We start from the raw sequence: 25,693 nt of genomic DNA, 5'->3' as shown, positions 1-25,693 counted from the left end.
CGTTCCAATGACAGCCCCTTCCGCTCTACCAGACCGTCCGACGCCGCAGCCGGGTGTCCGCGCGATCGCGGCCTACGTACCCGGCAAGTCCGGAGCGCCTGGCGCCAATTCGATCAAGCTTTCAGCCAATGAGAGCCCGCTCGGTGCCAGCCCGAAGGCCATCGATGCCTTCCGCGCGGCGGCGGACCATCTCGAAATCTATCCCGAAGGCTCGTCGAGGGTGTTGCGGATGGCCCTGGCCGAGGTGCATGGCATCGATCCCAATTCGGTCGTCTGCGGCAACGGTTCGGGCGATCTGCTGCTCCTCCTCGCCCAGTGCTACCTCGGTGAGGGCGACGAGGCGGTGATGAACCGGTATGGCTTCTCGCTCTATCCCATCGTGACCAAGGCGGCGGGCGCCACCATCGTCATGGTGGACGAGACGGACTATACCGCCGACGTCGATGCGCTGCTGGCGGCTGTGACCGAGCGGACCCGTATCGTCTGGCTGGCCAATCCCAACAACCCGACCGGCACCTACCTCACCAGCGCACAGGTGCGGCGATTGCATGCGGGGCTGCGCAAGGACATCCTCCTCGTCATTGATAGCGCCTATGCCGAATACGTGACTGCCGCCGACTATTCGGTGGGTCTCGATTTGGTCGGCAAGTCCGATAACGTCGTCATGGTGCGCACCTTCTCCAAGATGGGGCTGGCAGCGGCCCGCATCGGCTGGATGGTCGGTCCCGCGCATGTCGTCGACGCGGTCAACCGCATTCGCGGACCGTTCAACGTCAACCTGCCCGCGCAACTGGCGGGGGCCGCCGCGGCCCGCGATGTCGCGTTCACCGAGCGGCTCAAGGCGCACAATGCGCAATGGCGTGACTGGATCGCCGCCGAACTCGATACCAATCACATGCGGGTGGTGCCGAGCCAAGCCAATTTCGTCATGGTGCTGTTTCCCGATGCCGAGCATGCGACCAAAGCCTTTCAGGCGCTGTGGGAGCGCGGACTCATCGTGCGTGAGATCGGCAATTCCTACGGCATCCCGCAGGGGTTGCGCATTTCCATCGGTACGGAGAGCGCCATGCGCGCCGTCGCCGAGGTGTTGAAGGACTTTCAATGACGGTCAAATTCCGCAAGCTCGCCCTCATCGGCATCGGCCTCATCGGTTCGTCCATCGCGCTTGCCGCGCGCCGGCAGGGCCTTGCCGACGTCATCTCGATCACAACGCGCAAGGCAGAGACGCTCGAGGAGGCGCGCGCGCTCAACCTTGGAGACGTCTATTCCCTCGATCCCGCTGAGGCGGTGGCCGGGGCCGATCTGGTGATCCTGTGCACGCCGGTCGGCGCCTATGAATCCGTGATGAAGGCGATTGCTCCGGCGCTGAAGCCCGGCACAATCCTGTCCGATGTGGGCTCGGTTAAGCGGCATGTGCATCAGGTGGTCGGGCCTTTCGTACCCGAGGGCGTCCACTTCATTCCCGGGCATCCGATGGCCGGCACGGAACATTCGGGGCCTTCGGCCGGGTTTGCCGAACTCTTTTCAGGGCGCTGGTCCATCCTGACACCGGAGCCACAGGTGGACCGGGCGGCGGTTGAGCGCGTGGTCGCGTTCTGGGAGGCAATGGGGTCCGATGTCGAGCTGATGGATGCCGCGCACCACGATCTCGTTGTGGCCATCACCAGCCATGTTCCGCATCTGATTGCCTACAATATCGTCGGCACGGCCGACGAACTGGAATCGGTCACCAAATCGGAAGTCATCAAGTTCTCGGCGGGCGGCTTCCGCGATTTCACCCGTATCGCGGCGTCCGATCCGGTCATGTGGCGCGACGTGTTCCTCACCAACCGCGATGCGGTGCTCGAGATGCTCGGGCGGTTCCTCGAGGATCTCTCCATGCTGCAGCGGGCGGTGCGCGTCGGTGACGGGCCGGCACTGGAAGAGCTCTTCACCCGCACCCGCGCCATCCGCCGCTCGATCATCGACGCCGGCCAGGAAACCGCCGCTCCCGACTTCGGCCGCCCGCACGAAGCCCCGCCCGCCCCGGAGCTGCCCAGATTCGTCAAGGAGCATGGCGGCGGCGAGGACGCTTAGGCCAGATCAGAACAGCGGTGGGATCATGCCGGCGGGCATCAGCCCTGAGGTGATGACGCCGCCGCGGAAGTTGACGGTGTTGGTGTAGCTGCCGTCCTGCGCAGGGTTGCCGAGCAGCAGGCGGCGATAGGGCTCGGGAAAGAGCCCCTCGATGCGCTCGACCACCCCGAGCGAGGCGATGCGCAACTGCCCTTCCACCTGACCGGCGTCATTGAGCATCAGCTCGCCATCAGCGCGCAGGTAATCGGTGTCGTCCGTGGCGTTGAGCGAGACGATGCGCAACTGGCCGTCCGCCTGCTGCCAGAGCCGAAGCCCGTCGGGCTCGCCGAGGACCCTGATGTCGGCCGGCAGCCCGGTCAGCTCGATTTCGAGTTCGGCCTCCCCCCCGTTGATTGCAAAGCCCGGCGCGGTGACCGCCTGGAAGCGGGCATAGCCGGCGAGCGCGGCGCGGCCGGCTTCGGCATCGAGGGCTTCGGGCATATCGATGAGGTGGATTTCCCCGTGCTCGCTCGAGGCGATCAGCGCTTCGCCGAACAGCGTGTCGGTCCAGGAAATATCGTCTGCGACCAGCGAGACGCGCTCGATGCGCCAGTCGGTGAGCCGCAGGCTCGCATCGAGCCCGCTCCAGGCGATCTCATTGCGAGCGCCGGTGAACGCGTCGGTCAGCGTAGCCGGCCCTTGCGCGGCAGCGATCAGGTGGGTCGGGCGATAGACCAGCGCGCTGGCCCCGATCTCAGGCATGGTGAGCCGCAGATCGCCCGAGATGATCTCAGCGCCGGCGCAGTCGATATCGAAGCGGAAAGGAAAGCCGCCGACGTCGAGCCGCTCGCAGGTCAGCCGCGCCGTGATTTCGCCGTCGGCGCTCGCAAGGGCCTCGACGTTTCGGCGCACTTCGCCGGCAAAGTAGAACCAGCCGCCCGCCCAGAGCGCGACGAGGAGAAGGAGGCCGAGGGCGAGATAGGCGAATCGGTTCATGGAGGCCTTTTATCCTGACAGGTGCTGTCGGGCGAGATCGATATTGGGTGCTTTCCGGGTCGCGGCAGGAGCGCTTTTCGGGCAGGGTCTGCACCGCTGCATGGCCGCCAGACGAACCCGTGGATTGCGGTCGGCGGGCGGGCGCACAATGTTTGTCCGGCGCGCTTTTGAAGCAAATGGTGTCCACTTTGCCGAAAGCGCTCTAGAATTGGGGTCAGGTTATGGCAATGGACGCAATCGAGATCGAATCAACCGCCCATTGGGTCTTCGGCTACGGGTCGCTGATCTGGAATCCGGGATTTGCGCATCTGGCTGCCCGGCCGGCGGTGCTGTTCGGTGCCCACAGGAGCCTCTGCATCTATTCGCATCGCCATCGCGGCACGTCGGAGCGGCCAGGGCTTGTCTTCGGCCTCGTTTCCGGGGGCTCATGCCGCGGTATGGCCTTCGCCGTCGCCGATGAGGAGTGGCCGCAGGTGCGCGATTATCTGAGGGATCGCGAGCAGGTCACCGGCGTCTATCGGGAGGCGCGCAGGCAGGTGCGGCTTGACGACGGCCGGCAGGTCGAGGCACTCGCCTTTCTGGTCGACCAGCAGCATGCCCAGTTTGCCGGGCGCCTGCCGCTTGCCGAGCAGGCACAGATGGTGGCCGGCGCTGTCGGCGCCTCGGGCCACAATGTCGACTATGTGCGCAACACAGCGCTGCACCTTGCGGAACTCGGCATCCGCGATCGTCAGGTGATGGCGCTCGCGTCGCTGCTCGAAGCAGCGAAGGCGGAAGACGTGGAGCTGGCGCCGGCCTGATCAAACTTAGGCGGCGGATAACTCCGCCGCCGGTTCGGCGCCTTCGAGGTCCCAGATGGTGGCCAGGCGCGTCGCCTCGTCCTCGGTCTCATCGACCCGGTAGATGCGGTCGGCGCAATCGAGCGCGAGGCGGAAGCGGGTGCGGCTCATGGGATCGGCGACCAGATCCTCCGAGGAGCCGACCCAGAGCACCAGATTGCCCTTGGCGATGAGGTAGAGTGCTTCGTCGACGAGGGCGAAGCGGTCGAGGCTCTCGATTGCGAGGGCATAAGCCCGGCCGGAGCGTCCGTGCCAATTGGTCCGCCGCCGGTAGGGTGGGATCGGACCTGTCATGTCGGCGACTGGAGCCATCGGCGTTCCCTCTCGTGCCGCGGAAAAGAAGAACAAAATTAGAACAAAATGCAAGGCATGTCAAGTGCCTCGTCAGCGGCACGCTACATCTATGGAGATGGATACAGTTTTTGTCAATATATTGTGGCTAATCACCATCCTGGCGCAAGGCGTCAAGGCGCACGCGCAAATCCGGCGGCATCGGGCGGTCGAGGCCGCGTTCATCGGCCGATCGGATCAGCGCGTTGCTCCCGCTCTCGATCGCTTCCTTCAAGCGGGCGAGGAAGACATCCGGCTTCAGGCCCGGCTCGATGGCGGGCAGAAACCTGGCCTCGGCTTCGCCCGGCCAGAGGACGAGGCTGTTGCGGCCCCAAAACAGGCCCGAATTGAGGGCGACCGGCACCACGGGGACCTTGAGCTCGTCATAAAGGCGCGCCACCCCGAAGCGGTAGTCCGGCGGGGCGAGAGGCGCCCTGCGCGTGCCTTCGGGGAAGATGACGATGCGGCAACCGCGCTCGATGGCGCCCCTGGCCTGGCGCATCATCTCGGGGATCGCCTCGGCGCCCTTCCTGCGGTCGACCTCGATGCAATCGAGCGAGCGGGCGGCCCATCCGAAGAAAGGGATGCGCATCAGCTCCTTCTTGACGATATAGGCCGGACGCCCGGTATGCGGGAACACCGCGAAGACGTCCCAGTCGCTCTGGTGCTTGCTGGCGATGATGCAACCGCCTTCGGGGATGTTCTCCTCGCCCGTCACCCTGGTGCCGACCCCGGCGACCATCTTCATCAGCCAGGTGTTGGAGCGGCACCAATAGCTGGCGAGGGCCCAGCCGACGGAGGTGCGCCGGCGCGCGAGGATGCCGATGGTGCCTATGACGATGGCCAGCACCACCGTCTGGCCGAGGAACAGCAGATAGAACAGGGCCGAGCGTACGGCCTGGATAGCGGTCTTCACATGTATTCTCCGGCCGGCCTCACACCGGCCTCTCCTCATAGCGGCGCGCGGCGACGATGGCGAGGAGACCGCGCAAATAGGGTGAACTGTGGCGGGCTTGGTGAGGTTGCGACCGCGCGCAGACTATCTGCGTGAGCAGCCTAACTCAGAAATCCAGCGTTTGCCGGATGCTCTCAGGAGGTCTGCGAGAGGAACCGGCGTACGGTCATACGCGAAGTCACCGCGGTCAGGGCCGCGATGACGAGGACGACGGCGAGGACGCCGACAATTCCATCCCAGCCCAACACGAAGCGGCCGAAGAGAAAGCCCACCTGAGCGCCCGCCGCCTCGGGGATGACGCTGCCGGCCGCCATGCCGACAAGGAGGAAGAAAACGACGGCGGCGAGACCCCCGATAATGCCGCCGCGCAGGCCAATGGCGAGAAACCGCCCTTGAAACTCGCCGGCGATGAAACCGTTGGAGGCGCCGATGAAATGCAGGACGTCGACGATCTCGCGGTTGGAGGCCATGGTGCCGCGCGTGGCAAAGATGATGGCGAGCACCGTCGCCACCGCGATCAGCGCCAGCGCCAGGAGCCCCGAGACGACGATGGTACCGGCCATGGTGTTGAGCTGCTGGCGCCACGCGGCGTGGGTATCGAGGCTCGCCCCGTTGATCGCGCCAAGGTTGCGTCGCAGCCCCTCGATGTCGGCGTCCACCGGGTCGGCGAGCTCGACAACGACGAGCCGAGGGATTTCGATGGCGGTAAGGTCGAGCCCAGCCCCGAGCCACGGCTCGAGCAGTTGCTGGCTCTCCTCGAGCGTCAGGGCGCGGGCCGAAGCGACGCCGGGCGTCGATTGGGCGAGCGATACGGCGGTGCGTAGATTGCTCTCCATCACCTCGCCGGCGATCGGGCGGATCTGGATGGTCACCTCGCGCCCGACCTCGGCGGACCAGGCGATGGCGGACTTCTGCACCAGCAACACGCCGCCGAGGGTCACCGCCGAGAGAAACGTCATGATGGCGATGAGTAGCAGGAGCGTGCGCCCGGCCACGGATTTATCCGGCACGATCGGCGCGCCCCGCTTGGCGAGCGGCAGGCGGAACGGCAGGCGGTCGAGAAGGCTGCTCATCGGTTCTCACTCATGATCGTTCACTCGTGGATCTCGAGCTCGCCCTTGGTGAGCACCATGCGTGGAAAGGAAAATCGCTCGAGCAGCGGGATTTCGTGGGTGGCGAGGATGATGGTCATGCCCAGCGTACGGTTGAGCTCGGCGAAAAGGTGCACCAGCCGCGAGGACAATTCCGGATCGACATTGCCGGTCGGCTCGTCGGCAAGCAGCACCTTGGGCCGGCCGATCACCGCCCGGGCGATGGCGGCACGCTGCTTCTCGCCGCCCGAGAGCAGTGAGGGCAGGGCGTCCATGCGTTCGCCCAGCCCTACCCAATCGAGGAGCTCGGTCACGTTGGAGCGGTATTCGCTCTCGGCCTGGCCGAGCACGCGCAGCGGCAGCGCCACGTTCTCGTAGGTCGTCAGGTGGTCGAGCAGCCGGAACTCCTGGAAGACGATGCCGATATGGCGGCGCATCTGCAGGAGCGCGTCCTGCGAGAGGTCGGACACATCCTCGCCGAACATGGTGACCTTGCCGCGTGTCGGCTTCAAGGAGAGGAGCAGCAGCCGCAGAAGCGACGTCTTGCCCGAACCCGACGGGCCGGTCAGGAAATGGAAGGTTCCCGGCTCGATGGCGAATGTCAGGTCGCGCAGGATTTCCGGTCCGTTGCCGTAGCGCAAGCCGACGTCGGAAAATTCGATCAAGGCGCTTGGGCTCCAGGTTGGCGAAGGCGAATCAACTCGGCCGCATCATATCAGCACCAGCGAACCTGACGCGGCCATCCGGGGCTTTGGGTGTGGATTGCGACGCAAATGTGATGCGGCGCGATGCGATTGGATAAAAATCAAATCGCGTGCTGGGGGATGTTTCATGAAAAACTGGTTCCCATCCCGGATCAAGGCCGGGACAGGCTTTTTCGCCTCCCGCTTTAGCGGATATCCGGTTTGAGGAGTTTTAACCTCGCGCCGTCTAGGGTGACGCCTTCCGCAACCGGCCGGCGCCGCCATGATCATCACCTGTCCGCACTGCAGCACGCGCTACCAGGTGGCCTCCGAGGCCATCGGCGCGGCCGGCCGCAAGGTGCAATGCGCCACCTGCCACCAGGATTGGCAGGAGCAGCGGCACCCCCCCGAGCCGGAAAGCGCGGACGATGCGCTCTTTGACAGTCTTTCCGAGGATGGGCTCGACGAGGCTCTGATGGCTGAGGAGCGCGCCGTCTCGGTGCGAATCGAATCCCGGCTCGCCGTCGAGAGGGCAAAGTCGGAGGCTGCGGTTGCGCCTCACCCTTCCCCGCATGCCCCGGACGATCCGACCACGGCCCGGCGCCGGCAGCGCGCCTTCAGCAAGCGGCGCAAGCTCCTCAACCGCGACCTGCCGATGGCCCGCATGCGGCGCATTGCCCGCTGGTCGGTGCTCCTGATTTTGACCGCACTTGTCGGCGGGCTCTATTTCGGGCGCACACCGGTGGTGCGGCAGTTCCCCGAGCTTGCCGGGCTCTATGCCGCGCTCGGCATGAAGGTCAACGTCCTCGGGCTGAATTTTGCCGGCGTCGAGGCGCAGCGGGTCGTGCGTGACGGCCGCGAAGTGCTCAATGTCGGAGCCAGGGTCGCCGGGCTCGAAGCGCGGCCCGTGGTGGTCCCGCCGGTGCTGGTGGCGTTGACCGATGCCGAAGGGTCCACGGTCTACCAGTGGAGCGTCACCCCGTCGGTGCGAACGTTGATCGCCGGCGAGGACGTGCGGATCGAGACCCAACTTCCCGCGCCTCCGGCCGAAGCGGTTGGCATAAGGCTGAGTTTTGCGGGCGCAGCGGCGGCGGCCGTCTCCAATCCCGCCAATGCAGGAGCACGCTGATGGCAAGAATTCTGGTGGCTGAAGACGACGACTCGGTGCGCGCCTTCATCGACAGCGCCTTGAGGATCAAGGGTCACGACGTGGTGCTTGCCGAGGATGGCGGCCTTGCCGCTGAGATCCTCGGCGAGGAAGAGGGGCGCTTCGACTTGCTGCTCTCGGACATCAAGATGCCGATCATGGACGGAATCGCCCTTGCTCTCGACGTCGGCGCGCGTTTCCCGAAACTGACCATCCTGTTGATGACCGGATTTGCCGACCAGCGCGAGCGCGCCCATGGGCTTGACGCGCTGATCTACGACGTCATCACCAAGCCCTTTACACTGACGGACCTGATGGCGAAGGTCGAAGACGCACTTGCCGGTACGCCGGTCGAGGTCGTCTCGCTCGGGCGCCGGGCGCTCGACGGTTGACATTACATTTGTATGTACAAATGTATAGCGAGCCGGTATGATCGGCGAGATTGCCGGTTTCGACTGGGACGACGGCAACTGGCCCAAATGCGGCAAGCATGGGGTGTTGCGCGAGGAGATCGAGAGCGTGTTGCTCGGTCGTTCGCGATCCGGCACCGGATGAGACGCGTTTCCGTGCCATTGGGCGGTCGGCTCTATGGGCGCTATGTCTTCATCGCCTTTACGATCCGCGAGATCGAAGGCGCCAAGCATATCCGTCCCATCAGCGCCCGCTATATGCACCGCAAGGAGATCGAGCGTTATGAAAAAGGCTGAACTGAAGCAGATGCCTCCCCTGACGAGCGACGAGGAAGCGGAGCGGTTCGTGGAAGAGGCCGACCTTTCCGAGTACGACCTCAGCGTCTTCAAGCCGATGCGGTTTGAATTCGCCAAGAAGTCCGCGGTCCTCAACATGCGCATTCCACCGAAGCTGCTCGAGGCGGTCAGGCGCAAGGCCCAATCCAAGGGCATGCCCGTCACCCGCTATGTGCGCATGCTGATGGAAGAGGACGTATCGCGGCAGTAGCCTTCGGCCTCGCTGTTTATTGCGGCGCGTACTTTATCTCACCGCCCTTTCCGTCAGTCATGAAGCCGACGAACGCCTCGGCCTCTGCTTCCAACGCAGCCTTGTCGCGCCCGACGAGGGGAGAGCCGACGCGGATGTCGAGTGTGGCGCCCGCCTTCGTCCTGGAAAATCCCCAACTCGCCCCGACCATGCCGTCGATCAGCACCGAGCCGCGATTGGTCTCGCCCTGCAAGAGCCGGCCGACATCGGCGGCATCGATGATGCGCGAGCGGTCGGCGTAGCCGAGAATGACGTTGTCGTAGACTGGGAGAAACCGAACCGGCGCAGCCGTATCGGCAGGCGGGCGTGGCGCATCGGGCAGGTCGTAGAGGGTGCGGCCGGTTTCATCGGCGAACGTGATCAGTTGGTTGCGGACCGCAGCAAAGTCGGCGTCGAGCTTGGTCAGTCCGCACCAGGTCTGCATGTCGGCAACGCTCGCGGGGCCGAAAGCGGCGAGATAACGCAGCACGAGCTCCCGCCGGGTGATGGCGGGCTTGGGCGGTTCGATCCAGTTGCCGATGCGGGTGAGGATCGGGGCGTGACCGGAGCCCCAGATGCGGGTCGGCGGGATTTGCACGAGGATATCGCTGACCTGCAGCAGCACTGTCATCGACAGCGGATCGGGTTCGGGGAAGCGCTTCACCAGCCCCTTGCGTAATGCGTTGGCAGTCATCGGTCCCTTGTCGAGCAGGCGCCGTCCCGCCCGGATCACCGCCGGCCGATTACCATCACCGAACCTCTTGGCGAAGTTGCTTTGCCACATGCGGTCGAGCACCGGCTGCACGAGCTTCCTGATGCCGACCATGTCGGGAACGGTATGGAGATGCAGCGTGCCACGCATGGAGGTGGCGCGCAGCAGTGTCTTGTCTTCGATGAGCCGCGTCAGCTCCTGATGGCGGAAGCCACGGAGCCGGCTCCACAGCGCCTGGTACGGCCCCTCGCTGATCTGCGCCTGCGGCCCGAGAAGGAACGCGATGGTCTCGGCGATCGGCCGATCGGCACGCTCGAGCAGCATCTGCCGGGCGAGGGTGGCGCGGTTCAACTGGCGCCGGGTGAGGACGGGCGCGGACATGATCGGTCTCCCAATGTGACGAACATAATCCTCTACCAGGGGTGCTGACAGAGTGTGGCAGCAGACCCTGCGCTGGAACTATCCGGTTCTAGGGACGGCCCAGCAGCATCGGTATCCACGGCCCCAGCAGGCGCGCAATCATTGAGACGGGATAGCGACGGTAGCTCGGGATGCTTGTGGTGACCGGAGCGGGCGCCGAGCGATATTGGGTCTGGACGTTCATTTCGGGCGGCGGTGCGCCGCCGGCAAAACTGCAGTCGAAAGCCGAGACCCAGAAGGGACCACCATCGAAGTCGACGAGCATGGCGGTGTTGCAACAGCTTGCAACGTTCCGTTTGGTTGGCGAACCGGGCTTGAGCTTGATCGGGCGCAGCAGGTCCCTGCCGGCAACATAGTCGACCCGGTCCCGCCGGAAGAGCACCAGAGGTGTGCCGCCATCCTCGGTGCGGCAGGGTTGGGCACGTGGCAGCGCCTCGATCAGCCTGCCGCCCGCCTGACAGTCGTCGCAATAGCAGATGACACTGGCGATCGGGTCACCGCGATAGTCGATGCGGACCTTGCCACACGCGCAGTGCGTTTGCGTCTGCACCGATTCCGCGCTCATGCTGCATCCTTTCGTGCGTGCGAACCCCTAGCCCAGCCACTCTGGCACGCTGTCGAGAGCAATCAGCTCCTCGATGCTCTTTCTCGGCCGGATGACGTGGTAGCGGCCGCCGTCGACCAGCACCTCGGGCACTAACAGGCGCGAATTATAGGTCGAGGCCATCACCGCGCCATAGGCGCCCGCGCTCATCACCGCCAGCAGGTCGCCTTCCTCCACCCCGGCGATGGTGCGGCCCCTGGCCAGATAGTCGCCGGTCTCGCAGACCGGGCCGACGATGTCGGCGGTGAGCGGCGGCAGGTTGGAGGGGTTGACCGGCTCGATGTCGTGATGCGCCTCATAGAGGGTCGGGCGGATGAGATCGTTCATGGCCGCATCGACGATGACGAAATTGCTCGCGCCGCGCTTGACGTATTCAACCCGCGTCACCAGCACACCGGCATTGCCGACGATGAGGCGCCCCGGCTCGATGACGAGCTTGCAATCCAGCTGTCCGACCTTATCGCGCACCATGGCGGCATAGGCCTGCGGGTGGGGTGGCGCCTCCTGGTCGTGGTCGTAGGGAATGCCGAGCCCGCCGCCGACATCGACATGCTCGATATGGTGCCCGTCGGCCCTGAGGTCCTTTACAAGCTCGGCCATCAATTGGAAGGCGTTGCCGAAGGGCTCGAGGTCGGTGATCTGGCTGCCGATATGCATGTCGACGCCAACCGCCTCCACATTGGGCAGCTCGGCGATGCGCCGATAGACTTCGCGGGCGCGCTGGTAGGGGATGCCGAACTTGTTCTGCGCCTTGCCGGTCGAGATCTTGGCGTGGGTGCGCGCATCGACGTCCGGATTGATGCGGACCGAGACACGCGCGGTCAGCCCCATGTTGGTGGCGGTTGCCGACAGGCGCTCGATCTCGGGCTCGCTCTCGACATTGAAGCAGGCAATGCCCGCCTCGAGGCCCCGGCGCATTTCGGCTGCTGTCTTGGCGACGCCGGAAAAGACGATCATCTCGGGCGCGATACCGGCGGCGAGCGCCCGCTCGAGCTCCCCGAGCGAGACGACGTCGGCGCCCGCGCCCTCATTGGCCATGAGCCTCAAGACCGCCTGGTTGGAATTGGCCTTCATGGCGTAGGCGAGGAGCGTCGGGATCCCTTCGAACGCGTCCTTGACCACCCGCACGTGCCGGCGCAGCGTTGCCGCCGAATAGACGTAGAAGGGCGTGCCGACCGCCTCGGCCAACTGGTTGAGGTCGATACCCTCGGCGTAGAGGACGCCGTCGCGGCGGGTAAAGTGGTGGACCAAGGGTGTCTCCTGTCGAGATCGGTTTGCGCTGGCGATTCGGACCCCTCGGCCGTCTCGTCTTCAGGCGGATGCGGGGTGCTCCAGCACCGATCTGCCGACGGTCCTAAATCACCCCCGGCGAAAACGAAAGCCAATCAGTTCAATCGCTGCCATAAACGGCTTCAATGTGCTCGGCCACCAACTCCTGCAGCTCCCAGAGATGGGTGTCGTGCAGGCCCAGTTCCTCGAGGTGGCTGACGGTGGCGTAGAGATATTCAGCCATCGAGCCGCGCGAGCCAGCGGCTTTGGCGAGCACGGCGGCGACTTCATGGGGCGTGAGGCCGGTCACGTACCGGCCTGAATTGCGATTGACGCAGAAGGTCATGGCCCGCACGTTGCCATGGCTGGCGGCCACGTTCACCCAGCGCGGCGGGAAGGCCGAGGGCTTCCAGGCCATCTCGCGCTCGAAGAGTTTGACGATATTCTCCTCGAGTGTCTCCGACGGCAGGCGGTAGAGCACACCCTTGCAGGCGCCGCCCCGGTCGAGGGCCAGCATCAGGCCGGGGTTCTCCTCGCTGCCGCGCCAGCGGGTATTCCAGCCGAGGCAGAAGGCGCGGTGCCAGCCGCGCAGCAGCCCCACCTCGATGTCTGTGACTTCGCAAGCCGGTTTCCAGATCAGCGAACCGTAGGCGAAGATCCAGACGTCGGCCAGGTCTGGTTCCTGGGCGGCGAGCCGGGCCCAGGTCGCCAGGTGATCATCGAGCGTTGCGCGCTCATAGCCCGGCTGCGGGTCGGGCATCTCCTCGTCGATGATCTGCGGCTGGACGAAGGCGACGTGCCTTTGGGTCAATCGCAGCGGACGGCGCTTGGGCATGGTTCCCCTGTCGCGTCACTCAACCCCGCCGTCACCATGCCCGTGGCCGCTCCTGCCCGTCAAGGCGCGCGGCTCGACCTTCTTGCCGGTGAGGATTTCCTTCCAGCGTGCCGCCTGCGCCAGGACATTGGCGGGCGCGGTGCCGCCATAGCTCGAGCGCGCGGCAACGGAAGCTTCGACCGTCACCACTTTATGGATGCGGCTGTCGATGCGCTGGTCGATGAACTTGAAGTCCTCGATGGTCAGTCCTTCGAGCCCGCAACCCTTCTGCTCGGCCAGCGCCACGATCTGCCCGGTAATGTGGTGCGCGTCGCGAAACGGGATGCCAGCCTGGCGTACCAGCCAGTCGGCAACGTCCGTCGCCGTCGAGAAGCCGGCGCTGGCGGCAGCCCGCATCGCCTCGCGGTTGACCGTCAGATCGCCAACCATGCCGGTCATGGCAGCAAGCGACAGCGAGAGCGCATCGAGGGCGTCGAAGGCGACTTCCTTATCCTCCTGCATGTCCTTGGAATAGGCGAGCGGCAGGCCCTTCATGACGACGAGAAGGCTGGTCAGTGCACCCATGATGCGGCCGACCTTGGCTCGGATCAGTTCGGCGGCGTCGGGATTACGCTTTTGCGGCATGATCGAGGAGCCGGTGGTGAACTTGTCCGAGAGCCGCACGAAAGCGAACTGGGCCGAGGACCAGACCACCAGTTCCTCGGCAAAGCGCGACAGGTGCATGGCGCAGATGCTGGCGGCCGTGAGCGTTTCAAGCACGAAGTCGCGGTCCGAGACGGCATCAAGCGAATTGGCGGTCGGCCGGTCGAACCCCAGGGCCCTGGCCGTCATGTCGCGATCGATGGGATAGGGAGTGCCAGCAAGGGCAGCCGAACCCAGCGGGCTCTCGTTGAGGCGCTTTCTTGCGTCCTCCAGTCTGCCGACGTCGCGCCCGAGCATTTCGACATAGGCGAGCAGGTGATGGCCGAAAGTCACCGGTTGGGCGCTCTGCAGGTGGGTGAAGCCGGGCATGATGGTCTCGGCCTCGTCCTCGGCTCGCTCGATGAGCTTTGCCTGCAGCGTCCTGATCTGGGCCACCAGCATGTCGATGCAGTCGCGCACATAGAGGCGGAAGTCGGTCGCCACCTGGTCGTTGCGCGAGCGGGCCGTGTGGAGCCGGCCAGCGGCTTCGCCGATCTTTTCCTTCAGCCGCGCCTCCACATTCATGTGGATGTCCTCGAGCGCGCGCGAGAACGTGAACGTTCCTGCCTCGATTTCAGCCTCTACCTCGGCTAGACCGGCAACGATAGCATCGCGGTCGTTTTGGGTGAGGATCCCGGTCTCGGCGAGCATTCTGGCATGCGCGATCGAGCCGGCAATGTCCTGGCGGTAGAGGCGCTTGTCGAAGCCGATCGAGGCATTGATCTCTTCCATGACGGCGTCGGGGCCGGAGGAGAACCTGCCGCCCCACATGCGATTGCTCATAAAAGGCGTCCCGGAGTTGAAAGAGTGACCGAAAGCAACGCGCGCACCCAGGAAAAATCGCCGCTGCCGCGGCTGATCCTGACCTTGGGGCTCGCCATTGTCGCGGTTGGTATATCGGTCTGGGTATTCCTAAGCAATGCCGCGCCCTCGGCGCGCGAATGCCCGGTGCAGACGGAGGCCGCCGGCAAGCTTGACGCGGCGGCGGTCGGCGAACTTGCTGCCCTTCTCGGTACCGGCGAGGGGCGCGGCTACAGGAGCCTGACCTTCAAGAAGGCCGACGGCACCGACACCTCGATCTCAGCGTTCTCGGGCAAGCGCCTGCTCGTCAATTTCTGGGCGAGCTGGTGCGTGCCCTGCCGCGAGGAGATGCCGGCGCTCGATGCCATTGCCGGCAAGTACAACTCGGACACCTTCATGGTCCTGCCGATCAATCTCGACATGGGCGAGGGCGGTCTGACCAAGGCCCAGGAGTTCCTGGCCGAAGGCGCCTACCAAAACCTGCCGCTCTATGCGGACAACACCTTTGCCGCCTTCGAGCGCCTCAAGACCGACGCCGTCGCCATCGGCCTGCCGGTGACGCTCCTGCTCGATGAGATGGGCTGCGAACTCGCCGTGCTGCCGGGTCCAGCCGAATGGGCGACGCCCGACGGCGAGGCGGTGGTCGAGGCGCTGATCGGACTCTAGAGCACTTCCCGTTCCGACTGAATCGGAACGGGAGCTCTAACTTATTGAATTGGCGCGTTTTCGAACCGCAAAAGTGGTATCCACTTTTGCTGAAAACGCTCTAGCAGGTTCTTCAGCCGCGAGCCCCGGCCGGTCAAGCCGTCTTGTCGACGGCAATGGCGGTGCTGGCTGGGGGGTCGGTATTGGCGGCGTGCGCCAGCCGATCCATGATTGAATTTTGCACCTGGCCACGGCGCAGAGCGATCAGCGCGAGGCGCGTCTCTACTGAAACGGCTTCCTGGCTGGCGATACGGTGGACACCGAGGTCGAGGTTTGTGCTGGCGCTCATGGCGTCACGCCTGCTTGTCGACCGCCAGTCCCTGGCCGGCGGGTGCCGGTGCTTTGACCGCGGCTTCGAGCATGGTGACGACGTTCATCTCCATCTCGTGGGCCTTCTTGACCATGGCGATCTGGGCCGCGTGGTGTGTGGAGGCGGTTTGCGCGGCAACGAGCTGGGCTGCAAGATCCGTGTTCATGGCGCACCGAGGCGGTTGCAATACGCCGTGGAGCCTAGACCCTCAGTGTAAACGAAGAGTTGCCGGGTGCTCGCTCTAGCGCCCGCCGAGCAGAACGACTTCCCGGCGCTTCAAGGCCAGCGCCAGCGCCACGCCGCCGGCAAAGCCACCCAGATGCGCCCACCAGGCGACCGGCGCATCGGGCGCGGCAAAGAGATAGAAGAGCTGGGTCAATATCCAGAAGCCCAGCATCCAGAACGCCGGCACCGGCAGCGGGATGGGGATGATTATGCGGGCGAGCACGAACACGCGTGCGTGCGGATAGAGAAGCACATAGGCGCCCATCACCCCGGCCACCGCTCCCGAGGCGCCGATCAGCGGCCCGTTGGCATCGAGGTTGAAGGTGAGGTGGGCGAGGGCGGCGATGACTGCACAGGCGAGGTAGAAGAAGAGGAACCGCAGATGCCCCATGGCGTCTTCGATATTATCGCCGAAGATCCACAGGAACAGCATGTTGGTCAGGAGATGCATCCAGTCGGCGTGGAGGAACGCGTAGGTTATGAGCGTTGCCCAATCCGGCAGCCAGGGCAGGGGCTGCGGGTAGACGTCGCGCACGACGATGGGGATCATGCCGAAATAGATGGTTGCCTCGTCGAAGGCTTGAGGGGGCAGCAGCCACTGGACGAGAAAGACGAGTGTCGTCACCGCCATGAGGGCGTAGGTGACATAGGGGAATTTGACGTGGCGGATAGGGTTTCTGTCGTGCAGCGGCAGGAACATTACGGTTCCGCCCTAGAGCGCAATGCGATTTGACAGAGTCAAATCGTGCACTTTGGTTCTTTGTTGCCGCGGGACTTCCCGCGAAAACCTGATTCCCACTTTTTCACAGCCCGCTTCAGTCGCCATTGGACTGGGTGAAACTGCCCGGCACCCAGAGCACGTCCTTCTCGCCATTGGCGTTGGCAAGGCGGGCGAGCACGAACAACAGGTCCGAGAGCCGGTTGAGATAGACGATCACCTCTGTGTTGACGTCCGGCTCGACGCTCGTCAGTTCCACGGTGATGCGTTCGGCGCGGCGCACGACCGTTCGCGCGATGTGGCAGGCGATGGCCAGTGCGCTGCCGCCGGGCAGGACGAAGCTCTTCAGCGGCGCGAGCTTTTCGTTGGCGTGGTCGATCTCGCGCTCGAGCCATTTGGTCTGTGCCTGCGTCACGCGCAGGGACTTGGCGCCGTCCGGAGGGTCCTCGCCCGGAGTGGCGAGATCGGATCCGAGGTCGAAGAGATCGTTCTGGATGCGCGCCAGGATCCTGTCGATCCTCGGCATGCCGCCCGTAGACAGCCGCGCCTGCCCGATGAAGGCATTGGCCTCGTCGACCGTGCCATAGGCCTCGACCCGCAGGTCAAACTTCTCGCGCCGGGGCCCGCGCACGAGGCCGGTCGTGCCATCGTCGCCGGTTCTGGTGTAGATCTTGTTGAGCTTGACCATCGCTATCCCGGCCGTCCGAAGAGGAAGAGGGCGCCCAAAAGCAGCACGATGGCCACCGCCTGGCCGATGACGCGCAGGCGCATCAGCTTTTGGCTGGTGTTGCCCGGCCCACCCTTGATCATGTTCCAGAGGCCGAGGCCCAGGACGCCGACCACGAAGATCAGGGCGATGGCGATGGCGAAGTTGATGGCGTATTCCATGGATGACCTGCCTCCCTGCGCTTGCGGTCCACACGCCCTCATAGGTGCTGACCGCAGGCTCGTTTCCGCCCGTTGCGACCGTCATGCGAATTTATCACAACGCTGCAAAGCATTGGACCGGCGCCACGCCCGATCAAGCTATCCCCCTCATAACGTCTCCCGCAAGGGGGAGGCGAAGCGTAGGCTTCGACTATCCGATATATCCCGTCAGCGCCTCGGCCAGCGCATCGTAGATCGCCCGTATCCGATGGCTGGTGGCGAGCTCACGGTGGCTGGTCAGCCAGACCTCGAGCGGTGCCACCTGCATTTGCGGCAGCAGCGCGCGCATGCCGGGCGTCGCCCGCACCAGCTGCGCCTGGCCGAAGCCGATGCCTAGGCCTGCGCGGATCAGTTCCCACAGATGCGTCTGGCTGTCCGAGCGCAGGCGGAAGTGCTCGCGCTTGAGGTCGTAACCTTTCTCGCGCGCGATGCGGATGATGAGGTCGGAGCGGTCGAGCCCGATGAGGTCGTGGGCGGCCAATTCGGCAACCTCGCTCGGCGTGCCATGCCGCTGCAGATAGCTTTCATGGGCGCAGCAGACGATGGGGACCTCGCCAAGCTTTCTGGTCACCAGTTCGAGCTGGGTTGGGCGGAACATGCGGATGGCGATGTCGGCCTCGCGCAGCAGGAGGTTTTCGGCTGAGTCGGAGGGCACGATCTCGAGAGCGATGGCGGGATAGGCCTCGCGGATAGGCTTGAGCATCTGCGGCAGCACATAGTTGGAGACCATGGTCGAGGCGGTGATGCGCACCGTGCCGCCCGGGTCCGGCTGGGCGCCCTCGGCGCGGATCGCCGCTTCGGCAAGCGCGCGTTCGGCCGTCTCGACCGGCTCGTAGAGCCTCAGTGCCGTCTCGTTGGCCTTGAGGCCGGAGAGCGTGCGCTCGAAGAGCGTCACGCCCAGCGTTGCCTCCAGCGCCTCGATATGCCGCCCGACGGTCGGCTGCGAAAGGCCGAGCTTGCGGGCAGCAGCCGAGAGCGAGCCCTCGCTCACCACGGCGGCGAAGCTGCGCCACAGCGCCCAATCCGGCTCTCTATTCACTATTGTATCTCGTCGCTGCGCACATGGTAGATGTTAAAACGATTGTGAATGGCACACCTTGTCCTCGTCAACCACAAGGAGAATGGAAATGCGCAAGGACAGGGTTCTCATCATCGGTATCAACGGGCATGTCGGACATGCCGCGGCTCAGGCGTTCGTCGATGCCGGCTGGAGCGTGACCGGCTTCGGACGCTCGAACCGGCAGCCGATCGCAGGCGTCGATTTCGTTGCGGGCGATGCCGACGATGTTGGCGCGCTGAAGGGGGCCATCGCCGACGCCGACGTCGTCTTCAACGGGCTCAACCTGCCCTATGACAAGTGGTTCGACGGCCGCGCCGAGGCGCAGCTCGCCCGCGTCATCGAGGCGATGGGGTCTTCGGGCAAGACCATGCTCTTTCCCGGCAACGTCTACAATTACGCCGCCAGCCAAGAGCTGCTGACGCCCGATGCGCCCGTGCGTCCCGAGCGCCCGCGCGGAGAGATCCGCGTGCGCATGGAAGCAATGCTGAAGGCTGCCGCGGCGCGTGGCGCGTTCCAGGCGATCGTCGTGCGAGCGGGAGATTTCTTCGGGCCGAAGTCGCACAATGACTGGCACGATCTCTTAATCCTGCGCGAGGCGGGCAAGGGGCGCGTGGCGCTCGCGGCCCACGAGACCCCGCACAGCTGGGCGTATCTGCCCGACCTCGGACGCGCGTTCGTCAGGCTGGCAGAGAGGCGCGGCGCCCTCGCCGGCTACGAAGCCTTCCACTTCGCCGGCCATTACGTCACCGCCGGGCAGATGTTTCATGCCATCCAGGCGGTCACGCCAATGAAGCTCAAGCGCGTGCCCACCCCGTGGCTGATGCTCTCGGCCGTCGGTCTCGCCATGCCGTTGATGCGCGAGCTCGTCAAGATGCGCTATCTCTGGGACAACCCCATGCGCCTCGCCGATCCGCGGCTCGATGCGATGCTCGGCCCTGATTTCGGCACGCCCTTCGAAGAGGCCGTCGCCGCCACCGTCGAGAAGTTCTTCGAGGGTGAGAAGGCGGCGGCGTGAGAGGGAAGGTACCCTTCAAAACCCCAGCCGCCGGCGCACCTCATCCGAGGTCCAGCCGGCGGCGCGGAGGTCCTTGAGGCCTGCTGAACCGCGTGACTTGGAGAGCTTGAGGTCTCCCTCGTCGGCCATGAGCTTGTGGTGGCAGTAGAGCGGTGCCGGCAGGTCGAGCAGGGCCTGCAGCAGCCGGTGGAGGTCAGTCGCGCGATAAAGGTCCATGCCGCGGGTGACGTGGGTGACGCCCTGGAAGGCGTCGTCGACCGTGACCGCAAGGTGGTAGCTCGTCGGAGTATCCTTGCGCACGATCACCGCGTCGCCCCAATCCTGCGGCCTGACCTGCCGTTCGGACCGCTCTCCCGTGAGATCGAAGCTCGTCATCGTCAGCGGACCGGCCAGGGCCAGCGCCTCGTTCGTGCGCAGCCGCCATTGATGGGGATGTCCTTGCGCCATCAAGTCCGCCCGCTTCTCAGGCGAGAGATTGCGGCAGGTGCCGGGGTAGAGCGGCTTCCCGTCCGGATCGACACCAGCCGCCCGTTCCGCCACTTCCTTGCGCGTGCAGAAGCAGGGATAAAGCAGGCCAGTTGCCTTCAGCCTGTCGGCGGCTGCCGCATAGGCGGGAAAACGGCTCGACTGGCGCAGCACCGGCTCGGGCCAGGACAGCCCAAGCCATTGCAGGTCCTCGATGATTGCCGCGTCGAATTCGGGTTTACAGCGCGCGGTGTCGATGTCCTCGATGCGCAGCAGCGTCACCCCTCCCAGCGCTTCGGCGGCTGCCCAGGTAAAGAGCGCCGAATAAGCGTGGCCGAGGTGCAGCCGCCCGTTCGGGCTCGGCGCGAATCGCAAAACCGGACGCGATGCCATATAGGTTCCCTAGAGCTTTTACCGTTCCGATTTAATCGGAACGGGACCTCTAAGTCCTTGAAGTGTAGCGTTTTCGAACCGCAAAAGTGGCATCCACTTTTGCTGAAAACACTCTGGAGGAGGTTCTCCGTAGCATGCAGGCCAACGCATTGACAGATCGGCTGAATTCGGAGGCGGCGGTCGCGCGCCACCTCAATGCGCTCCTTGCGCGCGATCCGCGGCTCAGGGCCGTCAACGAGCGCGCCGGCCCGTTTCCGCCGCGCTCGGCGCCACGCGGGTTCGTAGGCCTCGCCAAGATTATCTGCGGGCAGCAATTGTCGGTTGCCAGCGCCAACGCCATCTGGTCCCGCTTCGAAGCGCTGCCCGGCGCGCTCGACCCGCAAACCTATCTCGGACTCGATGAATCCACTGTGCGCGCCACCGGCTTTTCGGCTGGAAAGTACCGCACCGTACGAGTCATTGCCGAAGCAGTGGTTTCGGGCGAGCTCGATTTTACCCTTGTCGAAGGGCTCGCCGCCGAGGAGGCGGTCGCGTATCTTACCGCCCACAAGGGCATAGGCCCCTGGACGGCAGAGATTTACCTTATGTTCTGCGCCGGGCATCCGGATGTCTTCCCGGCCGGCGACCTTGCCTTACAAAAGGCGGTCGGCCATGCCTTCGGCCTTGACGCGTCGCCTTCGGTCAAGCAGTTGGTGTCGATGGCGCTCGACTGGTCGCCGCACCGCGCCACCGCCGCGCTGCTCTTCTGGCGCTACTACGCGGCGATCCGCGACAGGGAAGGGATCATTCTTTGACCGCAACGCTCTCCGGTCCGATGCTGGCGCCTCGATCGGGCGGCGCACCCCGCCAGGCGGTGGTGCTGCTGCACGGATATGGGTCGGACGGCAACGATCTCATCTCGCTTGCGCCCCATTGGCAGCCGGTGCTGCCCGAGGCGCTGTTCCTGGCGCCCAATGCGCCCGAGCCTTGTAGACATTTGGATGTCGGCCATCAGTGGTTCGACGTCGAATTCGATGGCGATCGGCTGGCAAGCCGGCAAGCGGGCGTGGCGCTCGCCCGGCCGGTTCTCGTGCGGTTCCTGGAGGATCTGTGGGCGCAGACGGGGCTTTCGGCCAGCGATACCATCCTTGCCGGTTTCAGCCAAGGCGCGATGATGGCGCTGCATGCCGGGCTTTCGCTGCCCGAACCGCTGATGGGGATCGTCGCCTTCTCGGGAGCCTTCGTGCCACCGGAAGGGTTCGGTCCGACGTCGATCAAACCGCCGGTCTGCCTCGTCCATGGCGACCTCGACACGGTTGTCGATGCGCACCTCAGTGCCGAGGCTGAGCAGGCCCTGGCTGCTGCCGGCATCAGCGTGCGCCACCACGTCTCGCACGGCGTCGGCCACGGTATCGCGCCCGATGGCCTCGCCTTTGCCACTGCGTTTGTCCGGGAGATTTCCGGCAGCGATTGATCGCCGCCACAGCGCTGCTTTGCCCGCTTCACAGCCATGTCACAAACGGCTTAGTATAAGGGCGCTATGGACTTGACTGATTCCCGCTTCGGGAGGCTCAAGTGACAATCCATGTGTCGCCTGAGGGCTGTCCCGCACTCGTGCTGAATGCCGACTTCCGTCCGCTCAGCTATTACCCTCTCTCGCTTTGGTCCTGGCAGGATGCGATCAAGGCGGTGTGCCTGGACCGGGTCAATATCGTTTCCGAATACGATACCGCCATCCACAGCCCGTCCCTCGAGATGAAGCTGCCGAGCGTTGTCTCGCTCAAGGAATATGTGAAGCCCGCCAAGCACCCGGCCTTTACCCGCTTCAACGTGTTCCTGCGCGACCGCTTCCTGTGCCAGTATTGCGGATCGAAGGAAGACCTGACGTTCGACCATGTCGTCCCGCGCTCCAAGGGCGGGCGCACGACCTGGGAGAACGTGGTGGCGGCCTGCGCGCCCTGCAACCTCAAGAAGGCCAATCGCATGCCGTGGGAAATCAACATGTTCCCGCGCCAGAAGCCGTATCACCCGACGGTCTTCGACCTGCACAACAACGGCCGTGCCTTCCCGCCCAACCATTTGCACCAGAGCTGGCTTGATTATCTCTACTGGGATATCGAACTGGAGCCGTAAGCCGCTGCCACACTGTGCGCGTTGTCTTAAGCACGCCAATAACTATTATTGATTGGCAACGCGGAGAACGGGCTATGGCGATCAGCGCGGAACTGGGTGAAACCCTCGAGAAGGTGGTGAACGATCTCGTCGCCACAGGCCGGTACAATTCCAAGAGCGAGGTATTGCGCGAGGGCGTGCGCCTGGTGCAGGAGCGCGAAGCGCGGTTACGTGCAGCGCTCGAGCGCGGCCTCAAGGACGTCGAGGAGGGACGGGTCAAACCGCTCGATGAAGTTGCCGAGCGGCTGATCGCGAAATATCGGAAGATGGCCGAGATGTCGCGTCGATGACGGTTACGATTTCTGAGGAGGCGCAGGAAGATTTAGCATCCATCGCCTACTATATCGAATGGAGAACGGTAACGGGCCGCGACCTTTATCGAGGAACTGGTGGCTCACTGCCACAAGCTCATTGATCAGCCCTTGCGGTATCCGTTGGTGTCCGATTTCAAGCATCGCAACCTGCGGCGCATGCCCTATCGTTGATACTCGATCTTCTATCAAGTTACCACGAGGATGTCGTCGTCATCCATATCTTGAGCGACGCGAGGGACTATCGCTCTATTCTCCAGGGTTAGTCTTGCGCCACTGGAACAGCGCTGCCAGCCCCAGCAGTCCGACGACCGCTACCGAGATCAGGGCGTTGTAGCCGGCAAGCGAGAGCCCGAGGAAGCGGAACTGTACCTGGTCGCAGGGCACGATGCGGGCCGAGTTGAGGTCGGCGAGCGCATCGAAGCCGACCGCATCACCGACTCCCGTGCAGGAGGTAGGGCCGGGCCAGAAGCCCCACTCGACCCCGGCATGATAAGTGCCCAAATAAGCGCCCCAGACGAAGAGCGCGGCAACGATGGCGATCGCCAGATACCAGACGGCAATCGGCAGCCGGTTCCACAGCACCAGGATGACGGCGAGCAGTGGCAGGCCCCAATAATAGGCGAGACGCTGCTCGAGGCAGAGTTCGCACGGCACCAGGCCGCCGATATATTGCGAGCCGAGTGCGCCCATGATCGCGGCAAGGCCAAGAAGGAACGCCGCGCCGGCGGCGAGCTTGTCGAGGGGAGCGGTTCGGGTCATGCGGATCTCGCAAAGGACTCTGGACGAGGCTCGTTAACGGGCGCCGGCCGAAAACGCCAGCGTCATGGCACGCTTGTGATCACGCCAATTGACGGAGCGCAGCTTTCGGGCTAGTCGGCTGTCATCCTACCGATGGCGCTTGTCGCCAAAGCTGCGGGCGTGGCGGAACTGGTAGACGCGCCGGACTCAAAATCCGGTTCCGAAAGGAGTGTCGGTTCGATTCCGACCGCCCGCACCATCATCCTCCAGAAGTGCGGTACCGAACACACTCCTCGCCCTGCCAAATCAGGCGGCGAGGATTCGTTTGGCGCCCTCAATCAACTCGGGGGTGACCCGGTTCTTGCTGGCCAGGAGCCCTGTCAGTTCATCCGGGCTGATCGGGCGCGACAACAGGAAGCCCTGCGCGTAGCGGCATCCGAGCTGCATCAGGAAGGCGGTCTGCTCGGGCGTCTCGACGCCTTCGGCGACGATGTCGAGATCGAGAGAATGGGCGAGCGCCATGATCGACTGCACGACGTTGCGCTTTCCGGTCGACACCATCACGTTGGAGATGAAGGATCGGTCGATCTTCAGGCGTGTTACGTCGAGATCGATGAGGTAGCTCAGCGACGAATAGCCTGTGCCGAAATCGTCAAGGGCAAAACGCACGCCAAAGGCTTGCAACTGCGAGAGCACCTTGAGCGCCGCCTGCTTGTTCTCGATGAACGCACTTTCGGTGATCTCCAGCTCCAGGCGGCCAGGTTCCAGCCCTGTCTCGCTGAGCGTCTTGCGGACGAACTCGGGCAAATCCGGACGCTGCATGTGCTTGGCGGAGATGTTGACGCTGAAGGTGAAGTCGCCGGGGACTTCGGCGCGCCATGCGACGGCCTGTTGGCAGGCTTTGGTCAACACGAATCTGTCGATGTCGAGGATGAGTTCGCTTCCCTCGGCCGCGGGTATGAATTCGGCCGCAGGGACAGTCCTTCCGGTTGTCGGGTCGTGCCAGCTCACCAAAGCCTCAGCTCCGCTGAGTCTCCCGGTTGTGAGTTCGTATTGTGGTTGCCAGTTGAGGAACAGTTCATCGGCGGCAATCGCACTGCGGATCGCCGCGTCCAGGCGGTGCTGGTTTTCCATCCGGTGTGCGGCCTCGGGAGAAAACAGCACGTCGTACCCACCACCGCGGGCCTTTGCCGAATAGAGCGCATAGTCGGCACACCGCAACAGGGCGCCGAGATCGGCTGCGTGCTCGGGAAAGCGCGCCACACCTATGCTTGCGCTCATGCGCGTTTCAATACCGTCGAGGTCGAGCCGCGTGTTGAGACCTTCGCGCAGCTCATCAGTGACGCGCTGGAGGATCGAGCGGGAAGCTATTGGCAGCAACAGGGCGAATTCGTCTCCGCCGAGCCGAACAGCGTGGCCCGCGCATCTCTTCTCCACATCGAGGAGCAGGCGCCCGACTGCCTTGAGCAGCGCGTCGCCGGCTGCATGCCCAAACGTGTCGTTCACTTCCTTGAAGCGATCGACGTCGATAAGGAGAAGGGCAACGCTACGATTGGCGCCTGTGGCTCTGCGCAGGACGCCCTCGGCATTGGTCAGCAGCCAGGCACGATTCTTCAGTTCGGTCAGCGGATCGTGCCAGGCGAGATGCCGCATGAACCGAAGCGTGCGGTGCCGGTTGACCAAGAGAACGGCCACACCGATCGCCATTGCCGAGAACACGGAAAGAACGATTGCGGTCAGTACATTGAGTTGACCCAGGCGGATCTGGATTTCGGCAAGTTCTACGTTGGTTGCCTGGCCAAAGGCGTGGTAGGCGTCGGCCATGCCGTCTTTGGTCGCCGCCAGTTCCTCGCCGACCTGGGTAAGCACCAGGACCGAAAGGGGAGGGCCCCGGTCGAGAAGCCGGTCTAGCCTGGCGACAACCGCGCGGGCGCGAGTGACGGCAGGGCCGTATGTGGGGTACCCACGGATCGTGGACGCCTGATCCTGGCGGCCGAACCGGACGTAGACCAGGTCGTTGGCCTTCGAGATCAGGTCGATGCTCTCCTGCTGGTCCGGCGCAAGACGCGCCAGCGTGACCATGTCCTTGAGGTGCGCGACGTCGCGGATGGCGAGGTTCAACTCGCGCATCGAAAAGAAGCCGAAGTTGGGAAGCGAATTCTCGATCTCATTGAGCGTATTGTAGAAGCTGAAGATCGTGGCGGCGGACATCACTATGGCCACCAAGACCGATACCAGGAGCGCCAGCCGCGTGCGAATAAGGCGGATCAGCATCGGGT

General features: G+C 64.4%; 33 protein-coding genes and 1 tRNA gene. 15 read left to right on the top strand and 19 right to left on the bottom strand.

The features are described from left to right. The first annotated feature begins 7 nt into the window (after positions 1-7). Positions 8-1,105: a histidinol-phosphate transaminase gene (hisC, locus tag QQK18_RS07325; protein WP_284339644.1), complete on the top strand. Its 1,098-nt coding sequence runs from the start codon at positions 8-10 to the stop codon at positions 1,103-1,105. After that, positions 1,102-2,076, top strand: coding sequence for a prephenate/arogenate dehydrogenase family protein (locus QQK18_RS07320; protein ID WP_284339643.1), 975 nt, complete (start codon positions 1,102-1,104; stop codon positions 2,074-2,076). Before hisC ends, QQK18_RS07320 begins: the two co-directional genes overlap by 4 nt. Before the next feature lie 6 nt (positions 2,077-2,082). Here the strand turns inward: QQK18_RS07320 and QQK18_RS07315 are convergent, their stop codons facing one another. Next, positions 2,083-3,051: a DUF2125 domain-containing protein gene (locus tag QQK18_RS07315; RefSeq protein ID WP_284339642.1), complete on the bottom strand. Its 969-nt coding sequence runs from the start codon at positions 3,049-3,051 to the stop codon at positions 2,083-2,085. A 221-nt stretch (positions 3,052-3,272) separates the two neighbouring features. Here QQK18_RS07315 and QQK18_RS07310 point away from each other — a divergent pair, with 221 nt between their 5' ends. Further along, positions 3,273-3,851, top strand: a complete 579-nt coding sequence (locus QQK18_RS07310; RefSeq protein WP_284339641.1) for a gamma-glutamylcyclotransferase — start codon at positions 3,273-3,275, stop codon at positions 3,849-3,851. Between the two features lie 6 nt (positions 3,852-3,857). Here the strand turns inward: QQK18_RS07310 and QQK18_RS07305 are convergent, their stop codons facing one another. The 4 genes from QQK18_RS07305 to QQK18_RS07290 all read right to left on the bottom strand — a co-directional run bounded on the left by QQK18_RS07305 (position 3,858) and on the right by QQK18_RS07290 (position 6,931). Then, positions 3,858-4,202 (bottom strand): hypothetical protein, encoded by a 345-nt coding sequence (locus QQK18_RS07305; RefSeq protein ID WP_284339640.1) that lies wholly within the window; start codon positions 4,200-4,202, stop codon positions 3,858-3,860. Between the two features lie 127 nt (positions 4,203-4,329). Further along, a complete protein-coding gene (locus QQK18_RS07300; RefSeq protein WP_284339639.1) occupies positions 4,330-5,136 on the bottom strand; it encodes a lysophospholipid acyltransferase family protein in 807 nt (268 codons plus the stop codon). Positions 5,137-5,309: 173 nt separating this feature from the next. Beyond that, on the bottom strand, positions 5,310-6,248 hold the full coding sequence (locus QQK18_RS07295; protein ID WP_284339638.1) for a cell division protein FtsX: 939 nt from the start codon (positions 6,246-6,248) through the stop codon (positions 5,310-5,312). A 20-nt stretch (positions 6,249-6,268) separates the two neighbouring features. Then, a complete protein-coding gene (locus QQK18_RS07290) occupies positions 6,269-6,931 on the bottom strand; it encodes a cell division ATP-binding protein FtsE (protein ID WP_284339637.1) in 663 nt (220 codons plus the stop codon). A gap of 301 nt (positions 6,932-7,232) precedes the next feature. On the opposite strand from QQK18_RS07290, the gene QQK18_RS07285 reads away from it, so the two are divergent. From QQK18_RS07285 to QQK18_RS07270, 5 genes are read left to right on the top strand one after another with little or no spacing between them, the layout of a single operon-like run. Beyond that, on the top strand, positions 7,233-8,078 hold the full coding sequence (locus tag QQK18_RS07285) for a zinc-ribbon domain-containing protein (protein WP_284339636.1): 846 nt from the start codon (positions 7,233-7,235) through the stop codon (positions 8,076-8,078). After that, positions 8,078-8,488: a response regulator gene (locus QQK18_RS07280; protein ID WP_284339635.1), complete on the top strand. Its 411-nt coding sequence runs from the start codon at positions 8,078-8,080 to the stop codon at positions 8,486-8,488. Before QQK18_RS07285 ends, QQK18_RS07280 begins: the two co-directional genes overlap by 1 nt. A 37-nt stretch (positions 8,489-8,525) precedes the next feature. After that, positions 8,526-8,651, top strand: a complete 126-nt coding sequence (locus QQK18_RS27395; RefSeq protein WP_348523215.1) for a hypothetical protein — start codon at positions 8,526-8,528, stop codon at positions 8,649-8,651. Further along, the gene (locus QQK18_RS27390; protein WP_348523214.1) at positions 8,648-8,803 is read left to right on the top strand and encodes a BrnT family toxin; all 156 of its coding nucleotides are present in this window, start codon (positions 8,648-8,650) and stop codon (positions 8,801-8,803) included. Before QQK18_RS27395 ends, QQK18_RS27390 begins: the two co-directional genes overlap by 4 nt. Further along, entirely contained in the window at positions 8,790-9,053 is a 264-nt protein-coding gene (locus QQK18_RS07270; RefSeq protein WP_284339634.1) for a CopG family antitoxin, read from the top strand. The genes QQK18_RS27390 and QQK18_RS07270 overlap by 14 nt, the downstream gene beginning before the upstream one ends. Before the next feature lie 16 nt (positions 9,054-9,069). Here QQK18_RS07270 and QQK18_RS07265 read toward each other — a convergent pair whose 3' ends face one another. The 5 genes from QQK18_RS07265 to argH all read right to left on the bottom strand — a co-directional run bounded on the left by QQK18_RS07265 (position 9,070) and on the right by argH (position 14,375). Continuing rightward, positions 9,070-10,164, bottom strand: a complete 1,095-nt coding sequence (locus tag QQK18_RS07265; protein WP_284339633.1) for a winged helix DNA-binding domain-containing protein — start codon at positions 10,162-10,164, stop codon at positions 9,070-9,072. A gap of 88 nt (positions 10,165-10,252) precedes the next feature. Continuing rightward, positions 10,253-10,768 carry a GFA family protein gene (locus tag QQK18_RS07260; protein WP_284339631.1) on the bottom strand — a complete coding sequence of 172 codons (516 nt, stop codon included), beginning with the start codon at positions 10,766-10,768 and terminating at the stop codon, positions 10,253-10,255. Between the two features lie 27 nt (positions 10,769-10,795). Next, positions 10,796-12,058 (bottom strand): diaminopimelate decarboxylase, encoded by a 1,263-nt coding sequence (lysA, locus tag QQK18_RS07255; protein WP_284339630.1) that lies wholly within the window; start codon positions 12,056-12,058, stop codon positions 10,796-10,798. Between the two features lie 139 nt (positions 12,059-12,197). Continuing rightward, positions 12,198-12,911 (bottom strand): gamma-glutamylcyclotransferase, encoded by a 714-nt coding sequence (locus tag QQK18_RS07250; protein WP_284339629.1) that lies wholly within the window; start codon positions 12,909-12,911, stop codon positions 12,198-12,200. 15 nt (positions 12,912-12,926) lie between these two features. Then, positions 12,927-14,375: an argininosuccinate lyase gene (gene argH, locus QQK18_RS07245; RefSeq protein WP_284339628.1), complete on the bottom strand. Its 1,449-nt coding sequence runs from the start codon at positions 14,373-14,375 to the stop codon at positions 12,927-12,929. Between the two features lie 24 nt (positions 14,376-14,399). Between argH and QQK18_RS07240 the strand changes: the two genes are divergently transcribed. After that, on the top strand, positions 14,400-15,059 hold the full coding sequence (locus QQK18_RS07240; RefSeq protein ID WP_284339627.1) for a redoxin family protein: 660 nt from the start codon (positions 14,400-14,402) through the stop codon (positions 15,057-15,059). Positions 15,060-15,192: 133 nt separating this feature from the next. Here the strand turns inward: QQK18_RS07240 and QQK18_RS07235 are convergent, their stop codons facing one another. The 6 genes from QQK18_RS07235 to QQK18_RS07210 form a co-directional block, all read right to left on the bottom strand. Continuing rightward, positions 15,193-15,387 carry a hypothetical protein gene (locus tag QQK18_RS07235; protein ID WP_284339626.1) on the bottom strand — a complete coding sequence of 65 codons (195 nt, stop codon included), beginning with the start codon at positions 15,385-15,387 and terminating at the stop codon, positions 15,193-15,195. 4 nt (positions 15,388-15,391) lie between these two features. Further along, a complete protein-coding gene (locus QQK18_RS07230) occupies positions 15,392-15,574 on the bottom strand; it encodes a hypothetical protein (RefSeq protein ID WP_284339625.1) in 183 nt (60 codons plus the stop codon). A gap of 75 nt (positions 15,575-15,649) precedes the next feature. Next, entirely contained in the window at positions 15,650-16,333 is a 684-nt protein-coding gene (locus QQK18_RS07225; RefSeq protein WP_284339624.1) for a rhomboid family intramembrane serine protease, read from the bottom strand. Positions 16,334-16,448: 115 nt separating this feature from the next. Continuing rightward, positions 16,449-17,039, bottom strand: a complete 591-nt coding sequence (locus QQK18_RS07220; protein ID WP_284339623.1) for a cob(I)yrinic acid a,c-diamide adenosyltransferase — start codon at positions 17,037-17,039, stop codon at positions 16,449-16,451. A gap of 2 nt (positions 17,040-17,041) precedes the next feature. Then, positions 17,042-17,239: a twin transmembrane helix small protein gene (locus tag QQK18_RS07215; protein WP_284339622.1), complete on the bottom strand. Its 198-nt coding sequence runs from the start codon at positions 17,237-17,239 to the stop codon at positions 17,042-17,044. 190 nt (positions 17,240-17,429) lie between these two features. After that, positions 17,430-18,317 carry a LysR family transcriptional regulator gene (locus tag QQK18_RS07210; protein WP_284339621.1) on the bottom strand — a complete coding sequence of 296 codons (888 nt, stop codon included), beginning with the start codon at positions 18,315-18,317 and terminating at the stop codon, positions 17,430-17,432. A gap of 88 nt (positions 18,318-18,405) precedes the next feature. On the opposite strand from QQK18_RS07210, the gene QQK18_RS07205 reads away from it, so the two are divergent. Next, positions 18,406-19,353: an NAD-dependent epimerase/dehydratase family protein gene (locus QQK18_RS07205; protein WP_284339620.1), complete on the top strand. Its 948-nt coding sequence runs from the start codon at positions 18,406-18,408 to the stop codon at positions 19,351-19,353. Between the two features lie 15 nt (positions 19,354-19,368). Here the strand turns inward: QQK18_RS07205 and gluQRS are convergent, their stop codons facing one another. Beyond that, positions 19,369-20,211 (bottom strand): tRNA glutamyl-Q(34) synthetase GluQRS, encoded by an 843-nt coding sequence (gene gluQRS / locus QQK18_RS07200; RefSeq protein ID WP_284339619.1) that lies wholly within the window; start codon positions 20,209-20,211, stop codon positions 19,369-19,371. Between the two features lie 134 nt (positions 20,212-20,345). On the opposite strand from gluQRS, the gene QQK18_RS07195 reads away from it, so the two are divergent. From QQK18_RS07195 to QQK18_RS07180, 4 genes are all read left to right on the top strand, one after another. Beyond that, on the top strand, positions 20,346-21,005 hold the full coding sequence (locus QQK18_RS07195; protein ID WP_284339618.1) for a DNA-3-methyladenine glycosylase family protein: 660 nt from the start codon (positions 20,346-20,348) through the stop codon (positions 21,003-21,005). Further along, positions 21,002-21,664 (top strand): alpha/beta hydrolase, encoded by a 663-nt coding sequence (locus tag QQK18_RS07190; RefSeq protein WP_284339617.1) that lies wholly within the window; start codon positions 21,002-21,004, stop codon positions 21,662-21,664. The genes QQK18_RS07195 and QQK18_RS07190 overlap by 4 nt, the downstream gene beginning before the upstream one ends. A 101-nt stretch (positions 21,665-21,765) precedes the next feature. Further along, on the top strand, positions 21,766-22,323 hold the full coding sequence (locus QQK18_RS07185) for an HNH endonuclease (protein WP_284339616.1): 558 nt from the start codon (positions 21,766-21,768) through the stop codon (positions 22,321-22,323). A gap of 74 nt (positions 22,324-22,397) precedes the next feature. Then, complete coding sequence (locus QQK18_RS07180; RefSeq protein ID WP_284339615.1) at positions 22,398-22,652, top strand: type II toxin-antitoxin system ParD family antitoxin; 255 nt, start codon at positions 22,398-22,400, stop codon at positions 22,650-22,652. Between the two features lie 270 nt (positions 22,653-22,922). Here the strand turns inward: QQK18_RS07180 and QQK18_RS07175 are convergent, their stop codons facing one another. Continuing rightward, entirely contained in the window at positions 22,923-23,435 is a 513-nt protein-coding gene (locus QQK18_RS07175) for a disulfide bond formation protein B (RefSeq protein ID WP_284339614.1), read from the bottom strand. 153 nt (positions 23,436-23,588) lie between these two features. On the opposite strand from QQK18_RS07175, the gene QQK18_RS07170 reads away from it, so the two are divergent. Further along, a tRNA-Leu gene (locus QQK18_RS07170) sits at positions 23,589-23,673 on the top strand. Between the two features lie 47 nt (positions 23,674-23,720). Here the strand turns inward: QQK18_RS07170 and QQK18_RS07165 are convergent. Continuing rightward, the gene (locus tag QQK18_RS07165) at positions 23,721-25,688 is read right to left on the bottom strand and encodes a putative bifunctional diguanylate cyclase/phosphodiesterase (RefSeq protein ID WP_284339613.1); all 1,968 of its coding nucleotides are present in this window, start codon (positions 25,686-25,688) and stop codon (positions 23,721-23,723) included. Between the last annotated feature and the right edge of the window lie 5 nt (positions 25,689-25,693).

Origin of the sequence: Devosia nitrariae (assembly GCF_030160115.1) — a bacterium.
In the GTDB taxonomy this organism is placed as follows: Bacteria; Pseudomonadota; Alphaproteobacteria; order Rhizobiales; family Devosiaceae; genus Devosia; species Devosia nitrariae.
Note: the sequence above shows the minus strand (reverse complement) of the source record. Positions and strands in the feature narration are given on the sequence as shown.